This window comes from Candidatus Sericytochromatia bacterium (genome assembly GCA_035285325.1).
Classification (GTDB): domain Bacteria; phylum Cyanobacteriota; class Sericytochromatia; order S15B-MN24; family JAQBPE01; genus JAYKJB01.
In genome coordinates this window covers 15418-30305 of record JAYKJB010000038.1, presented here as the reverse complement: position 1 = coordinate 30305, position 14888 = coordinate 15418, and the positions used below count along the sequence as shown (strand labels likewise).

The window sequence follows — 14888 nt, the reverse complement described above, 5'->3', positions numbered from 1 at the left end:
CATAGGGAGCACGCGGGCAGGAGCCTGCAGGGGAGCGAGCCACTTCTTCGCCCCTGCCGGGGAGCGAGCGGCACTCGCTCCCCCTCGACGCGGGCGGGGCGTTACTGGACCTTGGGCGGGGTCGTCGTGCCGGCCTTGTCGCCGCCGAACCAGCGGGTCAGCGTGTCGGCCATCTTCTGGTCGATGCCGGTGGCCTTGACCACCTTGTTCATCACCCAGTAGGTGCCGACCATGCCCACCAGGCCGACCCCGATGCTCACGAACGGCAGGATCGCGGGCGAGATGGGCAGCAGCCCCATCAGCGGACCGGTGGCAATCGACAGCGACTGCACCACCGTGCCGGCCATGATGCCCTTGCCGATGCCCATGGTGGCTTCGGTCGACACGTTGGCCGCCGCCCGGCCCACGGAAATCTTATCGCTGGCGACATCGCGACCATTGCGAATGGCCGACGGCACCACGAACCAGGCAATGTTGGTCAGACTGAAACCCGAGCGAATGCTGGACTTGAAGATGTCGACAATCACGGGGGGCGTGAAGGCCACCCGCCCGGCCGCCTGGCCGACCGCCGCACTGGTGCGAATGATGTCGAGCCCGTTCATCAGCGAAGGGGTGTTCGCGGCCACCGGCGACAGCGTAGGGGCAGCAGCCGGCGCGGCCACAGGCTTGTCACCAGCGGGCAACGCGGCCGGAGCGGCAACGGGCTTGGCGCTGACGAGGGGACGGTTGGCAACGGCAGTGGGCATGGTTCCTCCTGGCGTCAGGGCGAGGGCCCTGGGCTGATCTCACAAACGGCTCTTGGGGTTAATTTAGGTTTAAAGGCCCCTAAACTTGCGTTGAAGTTCGGAAACTTAACCTTTTCTGAACCATTTTTTTGGCTTTCCGGACGGCCAACGAGCCGGCAAACCCCCTGAAATGGCGGCACGTGGGCGAAGGGGACGGATCGATCTGCGGATCGACCTCCCCCTTGCCCAGGAGAAATCAGCCAGCTCGCACATCCGCATCCGCCTGGAAAGTCGTTAGGGTCGCGGATGGAGGAACCACGATGCGCATCGCGGTCTTGGGCAAGAAGTACCCATTCTGCGGCATCGTCACCTATTGCCGAGAACTGATCGGAGCCCTTCGTCAGGCCGGGCACCAGGTCATGTTCTGCCACGTCCACGACGCTGCGGATGGCGAGGAGTGCCTGCCGGCCCTGCTGCGCACCCCCCTGTTCGTCGTCCCACGCCCTGCCGCGCTGCGGCAACTGGCTGACAAGCTGCAGCTGTTCAGCCCTGACCTGGTCCACGCCTCATTCGCGCTGGGGCCCCTCGACTGGTGCCTGCCCAGGCTCTGTCAGCAGCTCGGAATCCCCTTGGTGGCCACCTTCCACGTGGCCCTGGACCACCGCCCGAGCTTTCCCGGGCAAGTATCCGCCCTGGTCTATCAGCTGTACGGGCCGACCCTGCGGGCCTGCCAGCGGGTGATCGTGTTTTCGGAGGGTCAGGCCCGGCGCGTGGCCGAGCTGGGGGTACCCGGCAACCGCCTGCGGGTGCTTCCCCACGGGGTGGATCTGCGTCGATACAGCCCCGGAGAGAGCCACTTTCGTCGGGCTCATCCGGCGCATCTGCTGTTCACCTACATGGGGCGGTTGGACCCCGAGAAAAATGTCCACCAGCTGCTGAGCGCCTGGGCAGGCTTGCGTCGTTCCCCGGACACCAAGCTCGCCTTGGTCGGGGACGGCGTGCTGGCCGCCAGGCTGCGGGCTCGCTGGGGCCACCTCAGCGGGGTTCATTGGCTGGGCTGGATTCAAGACGAGGCGGCGCGCATCGACATCTTGCGTGGCAGCGACGTCTTCTTGCTGCCCTCGAGCATCGAGGGTCTCTCGCTGGCCCTGCTGGAGGCGATGGCCTGTGGCGCGGTGCCGGCCGCCACGGATGTGGGCGCCGACGGTGAGGTGATTTCGGGCGTGGGTTGGACCCTCGACCCGTCACGCTTGTCGGAGGGCTTGCCACAGGTCATGCAGCAGGCGATCGCCAGCCCCGACGAGATCAGGCGCCGGCGCCCCCTGGTGCGCCAGCGCATCGAACAGCGTTATGGCTTGTCTGACAACATGTTGCGGTTGCAACGCATCTATCACGAGGCCCTGTCTGTGAATAAACCGCTGGCGCCTTGAAGAAATGGGCTGCTACAATTCCTCACTATGCACACGCGCTTGCTCTGTCTGTCGACGCTTGCCCTGCTCACGGGCCTTGGCCTGTCCGATGCACCGGCCTGGGCCATGGCCGCCAAGTCCCAGTCCACGCCCCAGCAAGCCGATCGCCAGCCCGGCGCCCCGCTCCCGCTCGTGGAGGAAGAGGCCGGCCACGTGATCCATCTGGGCGCGCGGCTCACCTTCGAGACCAGCAAGGGCAACTTCACTTTCGTGACCTTCCCGAGGGAAGCCCCCAAAACGGTGGAGCAGATCGTGCGCCTGGTTCGCGCGGGCTTCTACGATGGGCTGGCCGTCCATCGCATCGTGCGGGGAACCGCCGTTCAGATGGGCGATCCGGGCACGCGCAACAAGCCGGCGGCCCATCCTGAGATCGGCCGGGGCGGATCCGGCAAGACGATCGCCCCGGAATTTGTCGGGCAGACGGTGCGCTACCTGCCTGGCACGGTGGGCCTGGCTCGCGGCAAGTCCCCCACCAGCGGTGACAGCCAGTTTTTCGTGACGCTGGACTCGGCCCCTCATCTGGAGGAGTCGTACGCCATCTTCGGCCAGGTCACGAGTGGGATGGACGTGGTGCGGGAACTCACGATCGGCGATCGCATCCACAAGGCCCGCGTATCCCAGGAAGACCCGGGTTACCAGGCCCCTCCAGCCCCGAGCGTTTCGCCCTGAAGGATGTCCCTGCGGGACGATCCTGGGGGTTCAGTAGAGCGGGTACTCCAAGTCTGGAAACGGACACAGCGCCGTGCCCATCTCCAGCGTGCCACGCCGGTCGTACAAGCAGAAGGTATTGGCCTGCTCCAGATGATTGAGCGAGGCCCGCAAGGCGGCCGGTGACAGGCCCGCCAGCAAGAGGACGGTCTCTCGGGGCGCCTGAGGGTTCGCAATGGCCTGAACCACCCCCGCATCGCGGGCCGTCCAGGCACGCCCCTGCCACCAGATCGCCGGCGCCTGGCTGCCGGCCGGGCGCACGAAGCGCACCGGGAACTGATCGGCCAGACGATGCGCCACCGCATTGACCGCCGGGGTGCCGACCAGAATCAGCGGACGCGACGGCAGCTCGGCCAGGGCCGAGTCCGGAAGCAGGTCACGCGTGACGCCATCGAGTTGCCGCAGGCGCTCCCGCAGGGCCTGGGCCACCTCCTGGCTGGCGGTGGCGGTGGCCGCATCTCCCTGGGTACCAAACACGATCAGCGCCCCTGGGGCCGCCAGCGCCTCGGTGATGCGCACGACCTCGCGGCGGGCGACCGGTGCACGCCCGGAGGCGTCGAAAACCAGACGCAACGGCCGACTCGGGCTCGAGAAGTGAAAGGGCGTCCGTTCCGAGAAGGTCTTGAAGGACACGCGCTGAACACCGTCCTGAGCAACCAGGACCAGGTCGGTGTCATAGCCCGTGCCACCCCGCGGCTGAGCCAGTTCCCCGGACACCTGCCAGGCCCCATCCGCGCCACGCAGGGAGACGTTCTCGAAACGCACCCCCGGCAACCCGGGCAATTCGAACCAGCGACGCCAGGGCTGAACCGGCAACGCGGAGACAGCCTGAAACTCCTCCCACGTGCCGCCCCCGCGGCCCAGTTCGGTTCGCCAGGCGCGCAGCAAGCCCCAGAAGGCCTCATCGCCCGCGGCCTCGTGACAGATCGCCCAGGAAAGCGCCCCCTTATCCCGAATCAGGGCCGTCCAGGCAGGCTCTGCAGCCGACCAGGCCTGCGCGATCGGGCGATCCTGGGTCGGTCGTTCCTGCACGAAGCGCCCATAGGCGGCCTCCGCTTCGCGCCGCACCCGGGCAGGAGCGCCAGCGGCCTGCGCCAGTCGCGTCAGGTAGCAGGCCAACCCTTCGACCAACCACAGCCGTTCAGCCATCAGCGCGGCCTGCGGTCTGGCTGCGGACAGATGCAAGCTGAGCAGCAGCGACTCCCCGCCGCCGGGCGGACGACGCGACGCCAGCACCCCAGCCCCGGCCATGGGCGCAAAGCCACCAGGCAGTTCAATCCAGGTCGCCAGGGCAGGCTGTACCGCCTCGCCGAGTCGCCCGGCGAGCCAGGGCGATAGACGGCTGGCATTCTCCGGCAACGGAGCGAGCGACCAGGTCGAGACCCCGTCCAGGCGCCCCTCACGATGCGGACCGGCCAACCAAGCCGGCAGCTGTCCGGCGGGCAATTGCCAGGCCCAGCTGCGCCCTTCCCGCCGAACCTCTGCCCGCGGCGTGATGGCCTGAACCCGCCAGCCATCCGGCAGCTCGACCGACAGCTGAACCCCGCTGCGTGGCAAGGTCTGCCATTGCGGGAGCCATTGCCCTCCCTCGCGCAACACGACAACGCGAGGATCGACATCCTGGGTCAAGGCACCCTGCTGGGACGCCAACGGACGCCCGGCATAGCGCAACACCAGCGTGCCAGCCGCTAGCGCGGGACGCGAGCCCACATCGACCACCAGACGCTCCCCGCTGCGCTCGAAGGACAACGTGCGGCCGTTCAGGCTCACGGCCTCCACCACCAGGCGAGGATGCAAGATGCCCACCAGGCTGCGGGGACACTCCCCCGTCAGTTGCCAGGTGGCCTCCCCCTTCAAGCGGCGTAGCTCAGGTTGCAGTCTCAGGCTCACGCGGGGCGTCGCGCTCAGGCGCAGGCTGGTCTCGGCCGGCGAGGCCGGCACGGGCGCCCCCACGTCGAGCGGCAAGGGCATGGCCAGCAGCAGGGACGCCAGCACCCCCGTGGCCTGCCCCCCCATCACAGGCACACCTGGCCCTTCTTGAGCACGTGCTTCACGAGCGGAACCGCAAAGTGGTAGGCCAGGTGCGCGTGATTCGGCACGTCCCAGACCACCAGATCGGCCTGTTTGCCGACCTCGATGCTGCCGATCCGCGTGCTGAGGCCCAGTGAATAGGCCGCGTTCCAGGTGGAGGCCACCAGAGCCTCCGCGGGCGTCAGGCTCAGGTGCAAGCAGGCCAGGGTCATCATCATCGGCATGGACTCCGAGAAGCACGAGCCGGGGTTGAAATCGGTCCCGATCGCCAGGGCTGCGCCGGCCGCCAGCAGGGCCCGCGCCGGGGCGCGTTCCCGCATGCCCAGAAAGAAGGGCGTGCCAGGCAGCATGACCGCCACCGTGTCGGAAGCGGCCAGGGCCGCCACGGAGTCAGCCCCGGTCATCAGCAGATGGTCAGCGGAGGCGGCCCCCCAGCGGGCCGCCAGTGCGCCCCCCCCGAGGTCCGACAGCTCATCGGCGTGCAGGCGCAAGCCGAAGCCGGCCGCCTTGGCAGCGGCAAACATACGCTCCGTCTGCGCGGGGGTGAAGACGCCCTGCTCGCAGAAGACATCCACGTAGCGTGCAAGCCCCAAACGGGCAATTTCGGGCAGCATCTCGTCGATCACGAGTTGCGTGTAGGCATCGGCCTCCATTCCGGGCGGCACGGCGTGCGCCCCCATGAAGGTGGGAACCAGTTCCAGCGGTCCCTCTGCGGCCAGCCGGCGCACGACTTCCAGCTGCTTGACCTCCTCAGCGCAAGACAGGCCGTAGCCACTCTTGGCCTCCACCGTGGTGGTGCCGTGCGCGAGCATGCGCCGCAAGCGTGCCCGTCCTTCCTCGAACAAGGTCTCGGGCGCGGCCGCCCGCGTGTGGGCGACCGTCTGGTGGATGCCTCCCCCCGCCGCCAGAATCTCGGCATAGCTGGCCCCGGAGAGCCGCTGCACGAACTCTTCCTCGCGACTGCCACCGAATACGAGGTGGGTGTGTGGGTCCACCAGGCCCGGCGTGACCGTCAGGCCCCGCGCATCCAGCACCCGGGTCTCGGCGTGCGTGGGGACGGCCCTCTGCGCATCGTCCGAACGGCCCACCCAGACGATCCGGTCACCGGCGATCGCCACGGCCGCATCGGCCAGCAGGCCCAGTTCACTGGCCCAATGCCCTCGCCGCGGCTGCCCCGGGGGGCCCGCCAGGGTGCAAAGCTCCCGGATATTCACGATCACGACGTCCGCGACTGGCGGTGCAGCGTTCGGCATCAAACAGCCTCTGAAGCGGCGCTCCGGTTCCCCGGTCGGCATGCTACCACGCGCATCCGAGGCCGCGCAGCACCCGCTGATCAGGCCCTGGCAGCCCTCCCCGCTGGCAGGTCAGAAGCCGGCCGGAAAGCCCTTCCGTTCACGCAGCATCTTGACCAGACCGGAGAATTCGTGGCGCTTGACGAAGGCGATCGCCCGCCGCAACCCCTGCCCGTAAACCGGGTCCTTCGAGCGCCACATGGCCTCTCGCGTGAAATTCGCCAGATCGCTCGGATTCTCTTGAAGCACATAGTAGGCGGCCAGATTGCAGACCCCTTCCTCGAGCACCGGTTCGTGTTCCGGCTGGCTGTCGAGAAACATCCAGGCGTGCATCAGTTCATGGGCCATGGTCTTTTCGTAGACCTCGAGCGGCAGCCCATAAAGCATGGAAATCGTGACCTCGCGCGCCAGCACGCGGCCCTTGTCGTCCTTGGTCCAGCGCTTGGTGGTGAGCCCATTGATGTTGCCATCGTGGGAAGCGCTGCCCCGGCCAAACATGGCATTGAGGGTCGCCTGGTCCACCAGGCGGACCGGAATCTCTCCGTAGTCGAACTGCAGGCCCCAGCTACTCATGCGCTGCCGCACGCGCGCCAGCGCCGCGGCAGCCTGGTTCGGATCGACCACTGCGGTGTGGTGGCAGATGTTGCACACCTCACGACCACCCGGATAGCGCACGCCGCCGCCGGTATTGAAAGGGGAGATGGCACGCGCGCAGTAATAGCAGCGCGGCGCACTCTGATGCTGCAGGTGGAAGTTGGCGCGCCATTGGTCCTGGACGTATCGCCCTGGACCGATTTCTTTGCCACACATGGCGCAAACGGGAGCGTCCGCCCACGCGGGAGCGGCCAGTACACCAACCGATATCGCGGTCAACGCCGCGCGCAGCAGGGCCATTCGGGTTTTCATACGCAAGCCTGTTCAGATCCTACCCAGCTTTCGGGCGTATTCAGTGATCGCCGTCGGGAACGCGCCCGGGCCCGCGTGTCATCGCGGAAGAAAGCCATCCGTGCGGTATAATGGCGCCCGCCCCCACCCGCTGCTTCGGTCTCCCCTCGTACGTTCATGACCATTCAACGCCGCCGTCGCTCATCCTCCGCGCCCACCCGTTCCCTGCTCAAAACGTGGCTGGTGGCGACCCTGGTGCTATCCGCCACCGGGGCTGCGGGCCTGGCCACCGGCGTCGGCTTCATGGTCTGGCACATCCCGCCGGTCGAAACCCTGCTGGCCGCCAGACCCTCCGGAGTCACGACGATCTACGACCGCCGCGGCCGCGTGGTGGCCAGCCTGCAGAATGGGGAGAACCGCGAGATCGTTCCCCTGGACGACATCGCCGTGCCGATGCAGCAAGCTGTGATTGCCTCGGAGGACATTCGATTCTACGAGCATTTCGGCATCGACCCGCGGGGCATCGCACGCGCCCTGTTCAGTCGCGGTGAGCGGGGCGGGGGCAGCACCTTGACCCAGCAACTGGCGAAAAATCTGTTCCTGAGCGCCGACCGGACGCTCTCGCGGAAGGTGGCGGACATGTGGTTGGCCCTCCAGCTCGAACGCACCCTGTCGAAACGTCAGATCCTGGAGATGTACCTGAACCAGGTGTACTTCGGCCACGGGGCCTGGGGCGTCGAAGCGGCCGCCAAGAAATACTTCGGTAAGAAGGCGCGGGAACTGGAAGCCGGCGAAGCCGCCCTGCTGGCAGGCCTGCTGCCTGCCCCGGAGTATTACTCGCCCTACCGCAATCCCAAATCGATCAAGGGGCTGCAGGGAATCGTGCTGCAGCGGATGGTCGACGCCGGCTTCCTCTCCCCCGCCGAGGCGGCCGAAGCGGCCTCCCGCAAGCTGAACTTTGCCAATACCCCTGATTACGCCTACCGGGCGCCGTACTTCACCAGCCAGGTGCTCAAGCAGCTGACGGAAAAATTTGGTCGCGACCTGGTCGAAAGGGGGGCCCTGCGGATCCACACCACCATGGACCTGACCCTGCAGGAAGAGGCCGAAGCGATCATTCGCTCGGGCGTCGCCCGCTATGCCGGATTTCGCGTGAAGCAGGGTGCGCTGGTTGCCGTGGAGCCGGGCACGGGGGCCATCCGGGCCCTGGTAGGGGGCACCAGTTACGACGCCAGCCAGTTCAACCGCGCCGTCCAGGCCCTGCGTCAACCCGGGTCCACCTTCAAGCCGTTCGTGTACCTCACGGCCTTCAGCAAGGGCTACCTGCCGGGTTCGACCGTGGAGGACAGCCCGGCGAACTTCGGCGGATACCGTCCGCAAAACTACGACCACCGCTTCCGGGGCACGGTAACCTTCGCGCAGGCGCTGGCCTTCTCCTACAACGTCCCGGCCGTCCGGGTGGCCGACATGGTGGGAATCCAGGAGGTGATCAACACCGCACGCCTGGCCGGCATCACCAGCAACATGCCGCCGGAACTCTCCGTGGCGCTGGGGTCAGCCGAAGTCACCCCACTCGAGCTGGCCGGGGCCTACGCAACACTGGGGGCCAACGGGGCCTACGCCGAACCACACCTGATCGACCGCGTGGAAGACCAGAGTGGCCAGCTGATCGAGCAAACCCAGGCGCGCGGCACCTCAGTATTTGCAGACACGGCCGTGGCCGCCCTGCATCGCTGCCTTTCGGGGGTGATCAACTTCGGCACGGGCGCGGCGGCCCAGTTCGGGCGGCCCGCGGCAGGAAAAACCGGCACCACCAGTGAGAACCGGGACACCTGGTTCGCTGGTTACACGCCGGACATGGCCTGTGTCGTGTGGCTCGGCAATGACGACAACTCCCGGCTGGGCGGCAAGGCCACCGGGGGACAGCTGGCGGCGCCGCTGTGGTCCCGCTTCATGCGGGCGGCCCACCGGGGTTTGCCGGTTCGGGGCCTGCCCGGCGCCAACGACCCGGCGCTGGACCCCAACGCGTCGGCCACCCTGGATCCGCAGGCCAGCCTGAGCCTGCCGACCGAACCGGCGCCGGTGGCGCCCCCCTCGGCCAGCGGGCCGCCCCTGCAGCCGGCCCTGGAAGGCTCCCCCCTGGCGGAGCCGCTCCCGGAAACCGAGTGGAGTACCCCCGAGCCGCTGCCCCCCAGCCCGCCGCAGCCCGAACCGACGGCGGTCGAGACCGTCGTCCCGCCGGCCCCTGCGACGCCGGAAGCCAGCGCGCCGTGAGCGTATCCGCCGACGGAGCGATCACCTGCGTGGCCTGCGGCGCGTGTTGCGTCGCGCCGGACATCAGCACCCTGTGCAAACCGCTCGGGCAGCCCTGTCGTCATCTGGGAGCTGACCAGCTCTGCCGGATCTACGACGATCGCCCGCCGGTTTGCCGCAATTACCAGCCCGATGCGATCTGTCTGGAGGTGGCCCCCCTGCCGACCTTGGAGGCCCGGGTGGCGCGCTATCTGGCCATCTACGGACTGGCTGACGCCGCCACGGGGTCAACCCTTTAGCGCGGCTCCGAGGGATTCGCGCCCCGCACGGCTCAGCCAAGCCCCGGCGTCGAGGTATAACCCATGCAGGAGGCGAGCGGCGTGGCGCACGGAGACGATCTGGAAACCCACCTGCGCGCGGGCATCACGCAAGCGCGGGACGAATGGCTGCCGAGCGGGGGGCGCCGGGCGGAAGACCCTGCCAGCCCTGATGGTGCGCTGCCCGAGGGGCGGGAAGTCGTCTCGGTGCAGGAGATCGAGGGGCGACGCATCCACGACCGTTTCGTGCAGCAACAGGCGAGCCCCCGTCCCGGCTCGGAGGCTCGCCCGCGCAAGCTGGACAGCCATCTGGCCGCGCGTCTGCGTGAGGTGCAAGACGAGTTTCTGATCGGTCGCCCGAACCCGGGCCACAAGCCTCCCCCGCGTCCGCCCGGCAGCGCCCCTTGATGGCGAAGGTCCCGTGAGCCCAGCCAGCATCGCCGCCCCTGACGACGGCCTGGAGGCTTGCGAACACCTCAGTTGCGGCCACCGTCCTGCGCGACTACAATGACGCCGCGCCCTGTTCGTTCGATTCGAGAGGTGTTTCATCGTGCGCTACGAGATTGCTTATCAACCTTCCTATTCGCTGGCAGTGGTCCAACTGGGCCCCGGCGAGGAAATCCGCTGTGAGTCCGGTGCCATGGTCAGCATGTCGTCGGACCTGGTCCTGGAAGCCAAATTGAACGCCGGCGGCGAGAAAAAAGGCTTTTTGAGTGCCGCGCTCGGGGCGGTCAAGCGCTCCGTGTTGGGTGGTGAGAGCTTCTTCATCACCTCCATCCGCGCCACCGACAAGGCGGGTGAGGTGACCCTGGCCCCCGGGACCCCGGGAGACATCATGGCGGTGCAGTTGGGGGGACGGGCCCTGCTGGTGCAGGGTGGCTCCTATCTGGCGAGCGACATGAGCGTGGAGGTCGATACCAATTTCAACCTCGGTCGCGCCGTCAAGAACCTCGTCGGCGGTGAGAGCCTGTTCTTCCTGCGTATCGCAGGCAGCGGAACGGCCCTGCTGACGAGCTTCGGCGCGGTCCACGAAAAGAAGCTGGCCCCCGGCGAGCGCTACACGGTGGACAGCGGGCATCTGGTTGCTTACGAGGAAGGCGTGCAGATGGATGTGGGCATGGCGTCGGAGCAAGGCGGCTTCCTGAAGCGGGGCATCAACTCGGCCACCACCGGCGAAGGGCTGGTCATGAAGTTCACGGGCCCTGGCACGATCTGGATGCAGACCCGCAATCCCGATGCCTTCTCGTCGTGGCTCATGAAGCTGCTGCCGATCCAGCGCGAGGGAGCCGCGGCGGCCTCTCCCGCCGGGGCGCTGGCGGGTGCCGGTGGCGCCCTGATCGGCGGACTGTTCGGCGGCGACGACGAGGGTTAGGCGCGTCAGGCGCATGCGCTGGAAGCTCGACGCCCTGATTGAAACCCGCTTCGCGGGCCCGGACGATGAGGACCGGGCCCGCAAGCTGGTGCAGGCGGAACTGTGGAAACTGGTGGAAGCCCTGGAGCAGGCACTGGGAAACCCGCTCAATACTTCGGTCACGCTGCTGGACTGCCAGGCCCTCCCGGAAGACGAGGACGAATCGGCTTGACGGTCCCTGCGCGCGCGGGCGGGACCGCCTGCGGGCCGAGCGGTCTCGGGATGTGAGGTTCTGCGTCACCAGCGGGCGCTTGCGCGTCCCCTGGCAGGTCGCTCAACGGGCCTCCGTCAGCGCCCGACGCGCGTTGATTCGGCCGTGCCCGAAGACCGGGTCCTGGCCCGGTGCGCCCAGATCATCGGCGGTGGCTTCGATGCGAGCCCTGAGCTGAGCCGCCGTCCAGTCCGGATGGGCGCTCTTGAGCAACGCGGCCAGGCCGGCGACGTGCGGCGCCGCCATGGACGTGCCACTCACGGCCTCGTATTTTCCGTACAGGACCGTCGAGAGGATGCGATGGCCTGGGGCCGCCACGGAGATGTGGGCCCCGACGTTGGAGAAGCCGGCCCGGCTGTCATCGGCCTTGGTGGCACCGACGGCCATGACCCCGGGGTAGGCGGCGGGGAAGCTGGGGGTGTCGGTATTTTCGTTGCCCATCGCGGCCACCACCAGCACCCCTGCCTCGACAGCGTAGGCCACGGCCTGTTTGAGGGTGTAGGACGAGTTGGAGGCCCCCAAACTCAGGTTGATGATGTCACAGCGCCGTTGGGTCGCATACACGATGCCATCGGCAATGTTGGCCCAGGTGCCCTCGCCGACCTGGTCCATCACCTTGACCGCCAGCAGACGCACGCCCGGTGCCACCCCGGCGATGCCGTGCCCATCGTCGAAGCCCGCGGCCACGATGCCCGCACAGTGGGTGCCGTGCATCATGTCGTCCCGAGCGTCGTCGTCCCGATTGATGAAGTCGAAGCCCGGATCGACGCGATCGCCGAACTCCGGATGCTTGTAGTAGATGCCGGTGTCCACCACGCCGACCTTGACCTCGCGGCGCCCTGGCGTCACGCCCCAGGCGGCCGACGCCTCCAGCTTGGCCAGGCCCCATTGCTGATCGATCAACGGGTCGCCCCCCTGCGCCACGCGGAAGGCCAGGGCCGGCGCTTCCCCTGTCGGGCGCGGCAGGCGCACCACCCCATTCGGCTCGGCCCAGGCCACGGCTGGGTCCCGGCGCAAAGCCTGCAGGGCCCCGGCCCGATCCGGGGCCGCGACCACCAGCACGTTCAGGGCTGCCAGGCGAGCGCGTGCCTTGATGCCGAGGCGCTGCAACAAGGGCTGCGCCTGCACGCCCGGCTTGAACGACACCAGGATCTCCTCGGCCGCGCGAACGCCGGCCGCGCGAACACCGCCCTCACGGACCGCGGGCGTGGGAACGGCGGGCGGGAGGTTCCCGCAGGCCGTCAGCACAAGGGCCACGAGGCTGAGGCAGGGTTGCATCTTTATCATTAGATTAAGCCTTAAGAAAGAATACGTTAATACGATCGCACGCACCCCGACCGCCGTCAATGGGGAAGGCTGCCGACTCGGCCAGCCAGCGCGCCCGATGGCGAGGCAATCGCCATTCCGGGTCGCCCGGAGCCAGCGGAGGCGACGCCCTCAGGGAGCGTTCAGCCGAGCGCCCTGGGCAATCCAGGCGCCCAGGATGGCGCGTTCTTGCTCGCTGATGCCCGTGGCGTTGCCGGGGGGCATGGCCCGCGTGTCGACGGCCTGAGCCCGGATGCGCGAGGCGGCCGCTTGCACCTGGGTCGGATCCTCCAGCGCAAGCCCCGCGGCGGCGGTCGCGAAGGCCGGATGGCGCGGATGCGTCGCGTGGCATTCGCTGCAGCGTGCCTGCAGGATCGCGCGCACCTGCGCGTAGGCGACGGGCGCTCCCGATGTGGCGGGGAGCGGCGCCGGCCGGGTCAGCCAGTAGAGCAGCGGCAACGCGATCGCCAGCGTCGCGGCCAGGGCATAGCGCCACGCAGGCCACTGAAAGCGCAGGTTCATGAGGTGCCGCACCAGGGCGCCGCTCAGGACCAGCAGCAGCAACACCAGCCAGGCGTGGGGCCCCCCGTAGGTGCTCGGGAAATGCCCTGAGAGCATCGTGAACAGGACCGGGTAGGTCATGTAGTTGTTGTGAATGGAGCGCTGCTTGGCCGCTTTGGCCAGCGCCAGTTCTTGACGTTCACCGGCCCGGGTGAGGCGCACCAGCTCCCGCTGGGACGGCAAGATGTGCTGCCAGACGTTGGACACCATCAGGGTGCCGAGAATCGCACCCAGGTGCAGGAAGGCGGCCTGTCCGTTGAAGGTGCGGGTCAGGCCGTAAGCCAGCGCCGCGAGCAGTAGCAGGGAAACCGCAGCGGCCAGGCGCGGCCGCTGCGCCAGCGGCGAGCGCCAGAGCACGTCGTACACGAGCCAGCAGCCCACCAGCAGGCCCACGCTGAGGGCGATCGCCTGCCCCTGTGACCACGGAGCGATCTCGGTATCGACCAGGGCCGCACGGCCGCCCATGTAGTAGACCACCACCAGCAGGGCCACCCCCGTGAGCCAGGTCGTGGTGGCCTGCAGCCAGAACCAGTGAAGCTGGGGCGGCAACTGGTGGGGTTCCAGCTGCCGCTTCTTCATCTCGTAGAAGCCGCCGCTGTGAACCAGCCAGATCGTGCCCTCATGCAGCGGGTCGGCCGCATCCCCCGGCGTCAGGTTGCGATCGAGCCAGTTCCAGAGCATGGAGTTGCCGATCCACAGGATGCCGGCGACCAGATGGCTCCAGCGCAGCAACAGGTCGAGCATTTCCCGCAGATGGGCATCCAAGGGCAGACACCTCGCGACACTTAACAATCGCGGTCAAGGCGGGCGCTGCCGGGCGAACAGAAAGCCCCCTCGCCGATCAGTATAGGCGTCAGGCTGACCCCAGACAAGCAAGGTCATCCTGAAGGCCAGCCCGCCGGGCGCCAGAACGAAGCAGCGAGCGCTGCTTCCGTGGTACATTTGAGACAAATCGCGCGCGGGAGAGTCCACGTGTCCAAGCACATTGCCATCGTGGAAGACGACGACGCCATCAGACGCCTGATCGCCTTTCTGCTGGAAAACGAAGGGTACGCCACCACTGGTTACGAGGACGCCGCTCAGGCGCGGCGTGGCATCGCCGCCAGCCGGCCCGATCTGCTGATCATCGACCTGATGCTGCCCGACCAGGACGGGCTCTCGCTATGCCGCTGGGCGCGCGAGCGCCCGGAAACGGCCCGCCTTCCGATGATCACGCTGACGGCGCGCGACCAGACGGTCGACAAGTACGAGGCCTACAAGGCCGGCTTCGATGGCTACATCGTCAAACCGTTCGACCCGCTGGAGCTGATCTTCAAGGTGCAGGCCTTCCTGCGCCTGGTCTCCGCCTCGGAAGAGGAGGTCCGGGCCGAATTCGGCCCCCCGGAATTCCGCCTGTCCCCGGCGCGTTATGTCGTAGCGGTCGAGGGGCACGAGGTCGCCCTGACCCGCCTCGAGACGGCGCTGCTAGCGCATCTGATGCAGCATCCGAAGGAGGTTTTCTCGGCGGAGGAGCTGGCCGATAGCGTGTTGACGGCGATCAAGGGACAGGCCCGCTCGGTGGATGCGGTGCATGCGCACGTGCGAAACCTGCGCGCCAAGATCGAAAGCGACCCGAAGCATCCGCGCTGGCTGAAGACGCTCGGGCGACGCGGCTACTTTTTCGAGGGCTGATGGCGCCGCCGCCTCGAGCATCAATCCCTTTACAATTTTTCACAATATC

14 protein-coding genes are annotated in these 14888 nt (G+C 67.8%); 8 read left to right on the top strand and 6 right to left on the bottom strand.

The window, feature by feature from the left end; translation table 11 throughout:
• Window positions 1-101 precede the first annotated feature (101 nt).
• Entirely contained in the window at window positions 102-746 is a 645-nt protein-coding gene (locus VKP62_05495; protein MEB3196641.1) for a hypothetical protein, read from the bottom strand.
• A 299-nt stretch (window positions 747-1045) separates the two neighbouring features.
• Here VKP62_05495 and VKP62_05490 point away from each other — a divergent pair, with 299 nt between their 5' ends.
• On the top strand, window positions 1046-2155 hold the full coding sequence (locus tag VKP62_05490) for a glycosyltransferase family 4 protein (GenBank protein ID MEB3196640.1): 1110 nt from the start codon (window positions 1046-1048) through the stop codon (window positions 2153-2155).
• Between the two features lie 27 nt (window positions 2156-2182).
• Complete coding sequence (locus tag VKP62_05485; protein MEB3196639.1) at window positions 2183-2863, top strand: peptidylprolyl isomerase; 681 nt, start codon at window positions 2183-2185, stop codon at window positions 2861-2863.
• Window positions 2864-2893: 30 nt separating this feature from the next.
• Here the strand turns inward: VKP62_05485 and VKP62_05480 are convergent, their stop codons facing one another.
• From VKP62_05480 to VKP62_05470, 3 genes are all read right to left on the bottom strand, one after another.
• On the bottom strand, window positions 2894-4927 hold the full coding sequence (locus VKP62_05480; GenBank protein ID MEB3196638.1) for a hypothetical protein: 2034 nt from the start codon (window positions 4925-4927) through the stop codon (window positions 2894-2896).
• Entirely contained in the window at window positions 4918-6186 is a 1269-nt protein-coding gene (hutI, locus tag VKP62_05475; GenBank protein ID MEB3196637.1) for an imidazolonepropionase, read from the bottom strand. Before hutI ends, VKP62_05480 begins: the two co-directional genes overlap by 10 nt.
• Window positions 6187-6297: 111 nt before the next feature.
• Complete coding sequence (locus VKP62_05470) at window positions 6298-7131, bottom strand: protein DA1 (protein MEB3196636.1); 834 nt, start codon at window positions 7129-7131, stop codon at window positions 6298-6300.
• 156 nt (window positions 7132-7287) lie between these two features.
• On the opposite strand from VKP62_05470, the gene VKP62_05465 reads away from it, so the two are divergent.
• From VKP62_05465 to VKP62_05445, 5 genes are all read left to right on the top strand, one after another.
• On the top strand, window positions 7288-9384 hold the full coding sequence (locus VKP62_05465; GenBank protein ID MEB3196635.1) for a PBP1A family penicillin-binding protein: 2097 nt from the start codon (window positions 7288-7290) through the stop codon (window positions 9382-9384).
• Window positions 9381-9662 carry a YkgJ family cysteine cluster protein gene (locus tag VKP62_05460; protein ID MEB3196634.1) on the top strand — a complete coding sequence of 94 codons (282 nt, stop codon included), beginning with the start codon at window positions 9381-9383 and terminating at the stop codon, window positions 9660-9662. The genes VKP62_05465 and VKP62_05460 overlap by 4 nt, the downstream gene beginning before the upstream one ends.
• Window positions 9663-9743: 81 nt before the next feature.
• The gene (locus VKP62_05455) at window positions 9744-10088 is read left to right on the top strand and encodes a hypothetical protein (GenBank protein ID MEB3196633.1); all 345 of its coding nucleotides are present in this window, start codon (window positions 9744-9746) and stop codon (window positions 10086-10088) included.
• A gap of 142 nt (window positions 10089-10230) precedes the next feature.
• Window positions 10231-11052, top strand: coding sequence for a TIGR00266 family protein (locus VKP62_05450; GenBank protein ID MEB3196632.1), 822 nt, complete (start codon window positions 10231-10233; stop codon window positions 11050-11052).
• A gap of 13 nt (window positions 11053-11065) precedes the next feature.
• Window positions 11066-11263, top strand: coding sequence for a hypothetical protein (locus VKP62_05445; GenBank protein ID MEB3196631.1), 198 nt, complete (start codon window positions 11066-11068; stop codon window positions 11261-11263).
• Between the two features lie 102 nt (window positions 11264-11365).
• Here the strand turns inward: VKP62_05445 and VKP62_05440 are convergent, their stop codons facing one another.
• Together VKP62_05440 and VKP62_05435 are read right to left on the bottom strand one after the other, a co-directional pair.
• Window positions 11366-12580, bottom strand: a complete 1215-nt coding sequence (locus tag VKP62_05440; protein MEB3196630.1) for a S8 family peptidase — start codon at window positions 12578-12580, stop codon at window positions 11366-11368.
• Between the two features lie 159 nt (window positions 12581-12739).
• Window positions 12740-13933 carry a urate hydroxylase PuuD gene (locus VKP62_05435; protein MEB3196629.1) on the bottom strand — a complete coding sequence of 398 codons (1194 nt, stop codon included), beginning with the start codon at window positions 13931-13933 and terminating at the stop codon, window positions 12740-12742.
• Between the two features lie 207 nt (window positions 13934-14140).
• On the opposite strand from VKP62_05435, the gene VKP62_05430 reads away from it, so the two are divergent.
• Window positions 14141-14839, top strand: a complete 699-nt coding sequence (locus VKP62_05430; GenBank protein MEB3196628.1) for a response regulator transcription factor — start codon at window positions 14141-14143, stop codon at window positions 14837-14839.
• Window positions 14840-14888 lie beyond the last annotated feature (49 nt).